This is a genomic window from Actinokineospora sp. (assembly GCF_052390155.1).
Taxonomy (GTDB): domain Bacteria; phylum Actinomycetota; class Actinomycetes; order Mycobacteriales; family Pseudonocardiaceae; genus Actinokineospora.
This window is the reverse complement of the sequence record NZ_JBQTHF010000070.1, coordinates 38,146-47,185: the sequence shown is the minus strand read 5'-3', so window position 1 is coordinate 47,185 and position 9,040 is coordinate 38,146. Positions and strand designations below refer to the sequence as shown.

Below are 9,040 nucleotides of genomic sequence, written 5' to 3'. Positions count from 1 at the left end.
CCACCCGCGCCACCCCCACGACGATCACCCTCGCGGACCGCTCGCAACCTCAGGTATCCTCGCAGGTCACAGGGCCCGAAAACCCCGAGCCCTGATTCCGGTGCTCCCAGCCGGACACCATTGAGGCGAATTGGAGCGAGTACTCGTCGATCGTGTCCAACACTGATTCCGGTGCTCCCAGCCGGACACCATTGAGGCTGTCAGCCCGCCGTCGCCGTTCAGCTCCTGGATGGGCGTTCTGATTCCGGTGCTCCCAGCCGGACACCATTGAGGCGAGTACTCGTCGATCGTGTCCAACAGATCCTCGGACACCTGATTCCGGTGCTCCCAGCCGGACACCATTGAGGCCTGGTCGACTGGGATTCGGACGGTGGCCTGCTGCTGGCTGATTCCGGTGCTCCCAGCCGGACACCATTGAGGCACGTCGGACCGTCCGGGGAGTTCGTGTTCCGCGACCGGCTGATTCCGGTGCTCCCAGCCGGACACCATTGAGGCGATCACGACGACGGGCACGCCGCCCTTGGCGAGGTGCCAGCTGATTCCGGTGCTCCCAGCCGGACACCATTGAGGCCGGCATTGCGAGACGGCGAGGTGTACTCCCACCATTGCCTTCTGATTCCGGTGCTCCCAGCCGGACACCATTGAGGCTGGATCTCGGACATGGGATCTCCCTGGGTGTGACCTGATTCCGGTGCTCCCAGCCGGACACCATTGAGGCGTCCGCCGCGACGAAGAGATAGACGCTCCTGGGCTCTGATTCCGGTGCTCCCAGCCGGACACCATTGAGGCGGGCTGCTGTCGCTGGCGGCTTTACCGATGACCTGCTGATTCCGGTGCTCCCAGCCGGACACCATTGAGGCCCTGCATGCATGGGATCGGGTAGCGTGGGTGACACACTGATTCCGGTGCTCCCAGCCGGACACCATTGAGGCCGGGACATTCCCAGGTCGAGCAGTGGGTACCGGGGGCGGCTGATTCCGGTGCTCCCAGCCGGACACCATTGAGGCGCGGGCGTATCACTTCTGTTCCAACTCTATGCCAGCTGATTCCGGTGCTCCCAGCCGGACACCATTGAGGCGTTCTTTCGGAAGAGACAGTAAGACAGCCTGGCCGGCTCTGATTCCGGTGCTCCCAGCCGGACACCATTGAGGCGCCGACTTCGCCCGGAATGCGCGAGGGCCTCCGAGACTGAGGCACCTGGAGGTCGGATCCGCTCGGGCGAGTCCTGAACGCACCCCACCTCGTCGAACGACCGACGACCAATCAACGGGCGGTGGTCAAGGAACCGCATGACGGAACACATGCCAACGCGTGCTAAATGTCGGTGGCGGGTGATGTCAACGGCACTCGAAATCTGGCTCTGTCTCAGATTCGGGCGTTGTTCACCGGGACCGTGGACCACGACCCGCAGGCGCGGGCCCGCGGGGCCGTCGCGTAACGCAGCCACTGCTGTCCCGCCGCAATGGATTCAGCCCACACGGCATGATCGACGCGGACACCCCTGTGCGCCGTACTCGACTCGCAGGACATCGACGAGTGCCCTGTGCGGCAAGGGCTCCCCGCCATCGGCTGCCAGTCCGCCCACGACGAGCAGCGACACCGCCCGGGCTGCCTGGTCGCCGGCGACGGCGGCGAGGTGCCGGAAGAACGGGACTCGCTCGGACGGGTCCGGCAGGTCAGTCCGAACTACCCGACCGAGGATTTCCCGGTTCCCGTCGGCGACAAGCATCAGGGCGACGAGTGAGTCGGCGGGATGGAAACCGAGCAGGTACGGAACGGCGGCGACGACATCACCCTGGTCGGTGAGTCCGATGTGGAGTGGTGCCCCAGGCGACGGGGGCAGGTCGGGTCGGTCGGACATCGGGGATTCCTCCTGTGTGGGTGCACCGAAACGTGACGACCCACCGGGACGGGTCTCTCCCCGCCTACGACCTTCCTTCGCCATGCGCGGCCGTGTCTTGTGCCAACGGACGCGGGGTGGGTTACCAGTGGCCTGCCCGGTCGCGGTCGCTGATGTGCAGCGCTGCGAGGGTGATGACGGCGAGCACGCCGTTGTGGTTGGTGGCGGTGTCGGGGTGGGTGATGAGCCGGTAGGCGGCGATGCAGTTGAGGAAGGGGCGGGACACCCAGATCTGGTCGACGCGCTCGTGTCCTCCGGTGAACGCGAGGAGGTTGTCGTCGCTGGTCGTGTTGTGCAGAGCCTCGGCGACGTCGACGAACCCGGAGCGCTTGATTCGCCAGGCGACGCTGCGGTCGGCGATGGGGTCGAGGCCGAGTTCGGGGTCGGTGAGGATGGTGCGCTGGTTGAGGTTCCAGTCGCCCATGGCGTCGAAGTCGGGTTCGGGGCCGTGGGCGGGCGAGTAGTTGATGTCTCCGGCGATGATGGCGAGCGGGCCGTGGCGGCGGGCCCGGCAGCCGATCAGTGATGCCTCCGCGCGGGCCCAGTCGATGGCGAAGGGGTCCAGGTGCACGGAGGTGACCGCGAGGGGGTAGGGCAGCCCGAGTTCGAACGTCGCGACGCCGAACCCGTGGTGGGTCTTGTGCGCGTACTCGGTCTCCCAGCCGATGTGTGTGCCGAGGGTGGTGGGGTTGTAGAGCACGGCGGTGCGCACGCCGCTGCGTGAGGGGGCCAGGCCGGGACTCGCCAGGCCGAGGCTCGCGGCGATCGCGGCGAACTCGGTGTGGGAGTCGGGCAGCTCCGAGAGGCACACCAGGTCCGGGTGGTGGGCGCGGATGCGTTCGGCGATGACGGGCCAGGCGTCGAGGTTGTTCTTGGTGATGTTCTGGGCGAGCACGGTGATGGTGGCCGGGGTGGCCTGGTCGCCGGGGAAGGGCGCCATCGGGTGGTGTCTCCGTTCGTGGTGAGACCGGTCTCGGGTCCGAGGCCGACGCGGGTGGCGGCGCGATCTGGCTCTCCCGGCCGGCGCCGGCCGGGCCGGGGCCGCGGGAGGTCGGAGCGAGCGCGCGGGCGTGGATGGGGTCGCCACGGCCGTGGCGGTGGTGTTGTTGGCGGTGTGTGTTGCCCGGCGACAGGATCGGGCGGGGCTGGCCACCGTCTACTGTGGATCGGTTTGCGGGACCCGGTGGCGCGAGATCGGCGAGTTGTGTCCTCTTGGGACACGGCTGGGCGGTTCCACCGAGGGGTGGACGCCCGGTGTCGGGATGTCACGGTGGGCGCACTAGGCGGAATCCGATTCCCGGGGACCGCAGGTCGGGGGGTGCGGTGTTGCGGTAGGTGCATCGGGCACATACCGGTGGTGTGGCGTAGGAGCCGCCTCGGATCACCACGCCGTCGCGTATGGCGGCGTCGGCTGTCCATTCCCAGACATTGCCCGCGACGTCGAGCAGTCCTTCGGGGGTGGCCCCGTCGGGGTGGGCGTCGACCGGGGTGACGGTGTCGTGGCCGCTGCCGAGCAGGTTCGCGCGTTCGACGCTGAAGGGTTCATCGCCCCACGGCCATGGTCGCCGTTGTGGGCCGGCGGCCATCCACTGCCACTCCACCGATGTGGGCAGTCGCCCGCCCAGGAGTTCGGCGATCCGCGCGGCGTCGGCGTGGGTCACGTCGGTGACCGGCAGTCCGGGTGCGAGCGGCAGGCCGTCGTCGGGCAGGTGCCCGTAGGTGATGGGGGTTGCGGTCCACAGCAACGCGGGTACCGGTCGCGGGTAGTCGCCGATACGGCAGATGCCCGCGGGGACTTCGATCCATTCCAGACTCATCGGTTCGCCCCGATCAAGAACAGGTCCTCGACGGTGAAGTCCGCGCGGACGCTGCCGGTGGTCTCGGTGGGGTGCAGTCGCTGCGACTGCAGGGCGGCGGTGATGGCGTGGACCGCGTCCTGTGCCTCGGATTCGGTTCCGGCGAGCGCGACGTAGCTGTCGGCGAACCGAACAACCCGAAGGCCCACGATCAGCCGATCCACGTGCGACAGTCGCAGGTCGATCAGCATCGGCGCCAGGCACGACCCCGGGGCCAGCGGGGAGGCCATGGCCGCCAACGCGGTCCGCAGCCGGGCAAGGAACGCGTCGTCGTGGACGTAGTCGGCGAGCCGGCCGATGACTTCCTCGACACCGGTTCCCTCCGATACCGCCGCGACGTCGACGCGGGCTGCCCACCGCGAACCCGCTCGACGGTGGATGTCGGCTTGCCGCAACGCGGTGATCCGCGTGCGGTGCGGGCGGAACCCCGCCACCCAGTCGGGGAAGGCCGGGTCCAGCAGCGGTTCGAGCGCGTTACGCATCGCGCGGTGCACCAACCTGTCCAGGACCGGCGGCACCTGAGCGATCACCGCTTCGCCGGTGCCGCTTCGGATGCGGGTCTCGCGCAGCGGGCCGGGCCGCCAGGTGCCCCCGGCCAACTGTCGCGCCAGCATCGCCAGCAGGTGCGTCGAGTCCAGGCGCACCTGCCGCCAGGTCATGCCGTCCGCGCCCGGCACCGGTTCCCGGCGGGCGCACTGCCGAAACGCTCGGCGCAGCGCCCGCTCGGACAGCAGCGACATCAGCGACCGGTCGGGCGTCGCAGGACACTGTGGTGCGACACCGGACCGGGGCGCTGCCGGTGTGGGTGTCGTGTTCGCCGCTGGTGGTCGTGTCGTCATCACCGATCCTCGGGGTCAAGTGCCTGCAGGTGGCCACTGTGGTGGTGGTGTGGTGGCCGGTCCGCGGACCGGTCGGCCGCCGCGCTCGCGCCGCTGCCGTTCCCACTCGATCGCCAGGCGCGCCAACGTGTCCGGCTCGTCGTGGTCGGTGGGCAGCCACACCCCGGACGGGGGGTGGTCGGGATCGTCGCGGGTGCGTTCCCACCGGGCGGCCCACCCGGACGGCTCGTATCGGCGGAACATCGGCTGGTTGCGCGTGCGTCGTTGGCGGACCGCCAAAATCGCGCCGACCGCGGCCACACCGACCACGAGCACGCCGAGCAGCACCACGCCACCGACTGCCAACGCGGTCACCGATCACGCCCGACCGTCCCGGCGGCGGTGAGGGCGCGGCAGCACGCAATGGCGCCCACGGCGAAACCCGGACCCGACCGCGCCGGAGCCTGGTGCTTGGCGCGGCGGGATGGGCAGGAGGTCGGGCAGGTACAGCCCTGCGGCGGGTTCTCACCGATGGTCACTCGGTGGACCCGGGGCTCGACGTGGGCACTCTCGCCCGCGGGTCGCGGGGTGGGCCGAGGTTGCGCAGGCAATCGAGTACGCGATCCATGACGGCGATGTCGTCGCCGAACTCGCCGACCCAGGGCTGGATCTCGACGGTGGATGGTTCGGTGCGGCGGCGGTGTGGGTCGGGTGTCATGACCGGGATTCCCCTCGTGCGGCCGATGGCGGGCCCGGCGGGTGCAAGGGCCCGGTCACGGGTGTCCTCGCCGCGGACCGCGGCCGGTACTGGTGGAGTCGGCCGGCGAGGTCGGCGGGGGTGATGCCGCACAACGTGGCCAGGGCGTGGAAGGAGGCGGCGTCGAGTCGGGCGGTGCCGGTTGCGGCGGGGTTGTGATCGAGGGTGGCGCGTGCCCAGCGGCGCAGCGGGCCGAGTTCGCCGAAATCGCCCGCGTCGTGATCGCCGGGTTCGTGGCCGGCGAGGGTGCGCAGGTCGATCTCGGTGTCGCTGTGGGTGAACACGCGGGCGAGTAGTCGTGGCGCGGAGACAGCGAGGGCGTCGCAGATCTCGATCAGCCGCTGGACAGTGCATTGCTGGGTGCCGTACTCGTAACCGGCCACACTGGCCCGGCTGATATCGACGGGCAGCCGCTCGGCCAGATCCCGCAGCGTCCACCCGCGTGCTCGACGGGCCCGGCGGAGCTCGGCGCCGAGCAAACGCAGCGTCGCGGGCACGGGGTCGGGGATGGACTCGGTCACCATGTGCCCGTCTGGTCTCGGTCGTGGAATGCCGGTGGCACGGCCCGGCCCGCGACCGGCCGGCCGGGGTGGACGGGTGGGGTGCTGGGGAACACCGCGGCCACATAGGCGATGGCGCATTCGGGGCAGATCAACGCGGCAGGTCGCTGGCAGAACACCTCGGTGGTGGGCAGCCCGCACAGGCCGGCCCGGTCGTGGTCGTAGAGCAGGTGCGCGCGCCCCCGGTAGATCGAGCTGACACCCCACCGCACGCCGTCGTCCACATCGGACTCCACAGTCGTCTCCGCTCCCGCTATCGGCCGGTGGGCCGGCGACGCGACGCGGCGACACCGGGCGGGCGCGCCTCGGGTGCGGGGGTTGGCGGGCCCGCGGTGCGGGTGGTCCAGCGGCGCAGCAGCAGCTGTCCGATCTCGGTCAGCCGCACCGGTATCCACCCGTCAAACGGATCACGCTCGTCGGCCAACTCCACCAAGCGCTCCCGGCGCGCGACGACCAACGCGGTGAACGCGTCCACCGGCAACTCGACGCTGCGGTGGTGCAGCACCCCGGTACGGGTCGTGGCGACAATCTCCCCACGCCGCACCGAACGCAACGCGGGCAACAGCAACGCGGCCGGCAGTGGCGGACTCATCGCGGGCCCCCGTCCTGACTCAAGCCGTCGAGCACGGCCGCCGCGCCGCGGGCCTGGGCGGCCTGCTCCAGCGCGTCGTGCCAATCGCCCAGATCCGACAGGCGGAACACCCGGCTCGCGGGCAAACCCACCACCGCGCGGGCGACCTGCCGCCACTGATCGAGCGAGAGCCGGTCAGGACCGGGCATCATCACACCCCCCGCCACAACCAGGCACCAACAGCGGGCGGGTCCGCGCGGCCCGCGCACGGGCCACCACCGAGGCGTAGGCGGCCCGATCCGACCTGTCCCGCCGCCCACCCCGCACCAACCCGACGAGCCGAACCACAGTCATGCCCCTGCGGCGACCGTCAGCAACCACAACAACGGAACCACGCCCATCACCACCACCTCCGACGTCTGACGCCCCTGGCCGGTTCTTCCACTGTGGACAGTTCAACGAACGTGCGGTCGCCCAGCACGGTGGGGTGATCGAATCGGTGGACCACCAACCGGGCGAGCGTGACAAGCGTGACCACACCGGCCGCGACCCATTCAGTCCACATGGGACACCCTGGTTCGGTTGTCGTGGTGTACCGCCGAGGGCACAGCCGCACCACGACACGACCGCGCGTTGGCCGTGTCGTGGTGCAGCCGCCCGCCGGCGGGGGGCCGGTGGCGACGCGCACGCCCGGCGACCGCGCTGCACGCGCCACTGGTCGCCGGGCCACCACCTGCCGGCGAGTCCCCTCGCCCGGTCCTCCCGCCCCGGGCGGTGTCCGGCCAACCTACGGCGCTAAGATGGCTATGCATCCAGGTACTCCCTCCGGTGCGCGAAACTGGACGACACGAAAGAACGTAGCACTGCATATGCAGAGTTATCTTCAATCGTTCGGGTGAACCTGTTCCTGCTACGGTCCGTGACGCACCTGGCCCGACACCGACGGAGGAGGTCGACTCGATGAGCCGTGGTCCGCTGCCACCGCTGGTCTACAAGATCATTTGTGGTCGCAAGCTGGCGATCCTGCGCGACGGCGCGGGTTATTCGCAGAAGCAGGCCGCCGAGTACTACGGCTGGTCGCAGTCGAAGGTCGCCTACTTCGAGGGTGCGACCAGCTCGACGAGCCCGCCCGACCTGGACAGCCTGCTCGATCTGTACAAAGCCGACGCGGCGACCCGCGAGGACTGTCACCGCTTGGCCGTGCTGGGCAAGAAGAACCCACCCCGCCGCAAGAGCGCGTTGCGCAACCGTTTCGAGGGCGACATGCGCTCCGTAATCGACCTGGAGGGCACAGCAGCAACTCGCTCCGAACACACCAGCATGGTGATTCCCGGGCTGCTGCAGACCGAGGACTACATGCGCTACATCTTCCGCGCCTTCCGTCCTTCACTGACCCGCGACCAGATCGACCAGTACACGGAGAACCGACTGGCACGCCAAGCCGTGCTGGACAACGCCGACCAGAGCTTCTGGTTCGTCGTCCACGAGGCGGCGCTGCGCTCCCTGGAGAACGTCGACGGCGACTCGACGGTCCTGGAGGGCCAGGCCCGTCACATGATGGAGGCGCTCGACCGGCCGAACATCGAGGTGCAGGTCGCGCCGTTCCGGCACGGCTACTACCCGGGCCAGGAGGAGACCTACGTGATCTTCGGGTTCGACTCCGATCCGGCGGTCCAGGTGACGTACGTTGAGAAGTACGACGGCGGCGACCTCCTGCACGACGAGAAGAACCTAACCAGGTTCGCCACGTTCTGGGAACACCAGCGGGTCCATGCTCTGGGGCCGGAGCAGACCCGACCGTTCCTGCGTGCGCTGTCGCGGCCGTCGTAACCGCACACACTGCACGCACCGGAAGGAAGTCCACCGATGAGCGACACCGAGAGCCAGCACACCTCGGGCCACTGGATGTGGCGCAAGTCCAGCTTCAGCAACGGCGGCAACAACAATTGCGTCGAGGTCGGGCACTGGCGCAAGTCCAGCTTCAGTGAAGGCGGCAACAACGCCTGCGTCGAAGTCGCGCACTCGACGCGGGACGTGGGCGTGCGCGACAGCAAGAACAGCGACGGACCGAAGCTGGTCTTCGGTCACCCGCGGTGGCTCACCTTCGTCACCGAACTCTCGGCGACCCACACCGCCGCCAACTGATCGGCCACATTCTGGATCGGAGGTTGGGCGTCCGGGCACACCCGCCGAACGGCGATCGACCGCGATGGGGCGTGCACCTGCGCTGTCGTGATTGGTCGGGTTCGTCGTCGCGTGCCCGGACCTGCCACTCGGCGATGCCCCCCGGCCATCCGGTCTCGCCGCCCCCCTGCTGATCCCCAGCGCCCACGAGTTCTATCCCGGCCACTGTCGTCGAGCATCCCGGATTGCACGGCCAGTTTTTGATCATGGACTTCGCTACGGACCCGACGGTCGTCCATGTCGAGGACAGGACCACGGGCCTGTTTCTGGACGACGAGGACAAGGTCGCGCTCTATAGGCTGACCGCGGAGAAGCTGGCAGATCTCGCGCTGGACGAGCAGGCATCTGTGCGCCTGCTGCGGTCGATCGCGAGCGATCTGGAACGAGAGTGAGG

At 69.2% G+C, this 9,040-nt stretch carries 13 protein-coding genes and 1 CRISPR repeat array; of the genes, 3 read left to right on the top strand and 10 right to left on the bottom strand.

Annotated features, from left to right (window positions below; genetic code table 11):
- Positions 1–91: 91 nt before the first annotated feature.
- Positions 92–1,152: direct repeats of the CRISPR family, unit length 36 nt; unit sequence CTGATTCCGGTGCTCCCAGCCGGACACCATTGAGGC.
- A 316-nt stretch (positions 1,153–1,468) separates the two neighbouring features.
- The 10 genes from ACT4N7_RS23405 to ACT4N7_RS23360 form a co-directional block, all read right to left on the bottom strand.
- Positions 1,469–1,861 (bottom strand): DUF4192 family protein, encoded by a 393-nt coding sequence (locus tag ACT4N7_RS23405; RefSeq protein WP_444830978.1) that lies wholly within the window; start codon positions 1,859–1,861, stop codon positions 1,469–1,471.
- Between the two features lie 121 nt (positions 1,862–1,982).
- Positions 1,983–2,840, bottom strand: a complete 858-nt coding sequence (locus ACT4N7_RS23400) for an endonuclease/exonuclease/phosphatase family protein (protein WP_444830977.1) — start codon at positions 2,838–2,840, stop codon at positions 1,983–1,985.
- A 325-nt stretch (positions 2,841–3,165) separates the two neighbouring features.
- Positions 3,166–3,717 (bottom strand): formylglycine-generating enzyme family protein, encoded by a 552-nt coding sequence (locus tag ACT4N7_RS23395; RefSeq protein ID WP_444830976.1) that lies wholly within the window; start codon positions 3,715–3,717, stop codon positions 3,166–3,168.
- Positions 3,714–4,496 (bottom strand): reverse transcriptase domain-containing protein, encoded by a 783-nt coding sequence (locus ACT4N7_RS23390; protein ID WP_444830975.1) that lies wholly within the window; start codon positions 4,494–4,496, stop codon positions 3,714–3,716. Before ACT4N7_RS23390 ends, ACT4N7_RS23395 begins: the two co-directional genes overlap by 4 nt.
- A gap of 114 nt (positions 4,497–4,610) precedes the next feature.
- Positions 4,611–4,949: a hypothetical protein gene (locus ACT4N7_RS23385; protein WP_444830974.1), complete on the bottom strand. Its 339-nt coding sequence runs from the start codon at positions 4,947–4,949 to the stop codon at positions 4,611–4,613.
- 160 nt (positions 4,950–5,109) lie between these two features.
- Positions 5,110–5,292, bottom strand: coding sequence for a hypothetical protein (locus ACT4N7_RS23380; protein WP_444830973.1), 183 nt, complete (start codon positions 5,290–5,292; stop codon positions 5,110–5,112).
- Positions 5,289–5,852 carry a helix-turn-helix domain-containing protein gene (locus tag ACT4N7_RS23375; RefSeq protein WP_444830972.1) on the bottom strand — a complete coding sequence of 188 codons (564 nt, stop codon included), beginning with the start codon at positions 5,850–5,852 and terminating at the stop codon, positions 5,289–5,291. The genes ACT4N7_RS23380 and ACT4N7_RS23375 overlap by 4 nt, the downstream gene beginning before the upstream one ends.
- A complete protein-coding gene (locus ACT4N7_RS23370) occupies positions 5,849–6,127 on the bottom strand; it encodes a hypothetical protein (RefSeq protein ID WP_444830971.1) in 279 nt (92 codons plus the stop codon). The genes ACT4N7_RS23375 and ACT4N7_RS23370 overlap by 4 nt, the downstream gene beginning before the upstream one ends.
- Before the next feature lie 17 nt (positions 6,128–6,144).
- Positions 6,145–6,483, bottom strand: coding sequence for a hypothetical protein (locus tag ACT4N7_RS23365; RefSeq protein ID WP_444830970.1), 339 nt, complete (start codon positions 6,481–6,483; stop codon positions 6,145–6,147).
- Positions 6,480–6,671, bottom strand: a complete 192-nt coding sequence (locus tag ACT4N7_RS23360; protein WP_444830969.1) for a hypothetical protein — start codon at positions 6,669–6,671, stop codon at positions 6,480–6,482. The genes ACT4N7_RS23365 and ACT4N7_RS23360 overlap by 4 nt, the downstream gene beginning before the upstream one ends.
- Before the next feature lie 751 nt (positions 6,672–7,422).
- Between ACT4N7_RS23360 and ACT4N7_RS23355 the strand changes: the two genes are divergently transcribed.
- The 3 genes from ACT4N7_RS23355 (at position 7,423) to ACT4N7_RS23345 (ending at position 9,038) form a co-directional block, all read left to right on the top strand.
- The gene (locus tag ACT4N7_RS23355; RefSeq protein WP_444830968.1) at positions 7,423–8,292 is read left to right on the top strand and encodes a helix-turn-helix domain-containing protein; all 870 of its coding nucleotides are present in this window, start codon (positions 7,423–7,425) and stop codon (positions 8,290–8,292) included.
- A gap of 36 nt (positions 8,293–8,328) precedes the next feature.
- Complete coding sequence (locus ACT4N7_RS23350; protein WP_444830967.1) at positions 8,329–8,607, top strand: DUF397 domain-containing protein; 279 nt, start codon at positions 8,329–8,331, stop codon at positions 8,605–8,607.
- 194 nt (positions 8,608–8,801) lie between these two features.
- On the top strand, positions 8,802–9,038 hold the full coding sequence (locus ACT4N7_RS23345) for a Scr1 family TA system antitoxin-like transcriptional regulator (RefSeq protein ID WP_444830979.1): 237 nt from the start codon (positions 8,802–8,804) through the stop codon (positions 9,036–9,038).
- Positions 9,039–9,040: the final 2 nt, after the last annotated feature.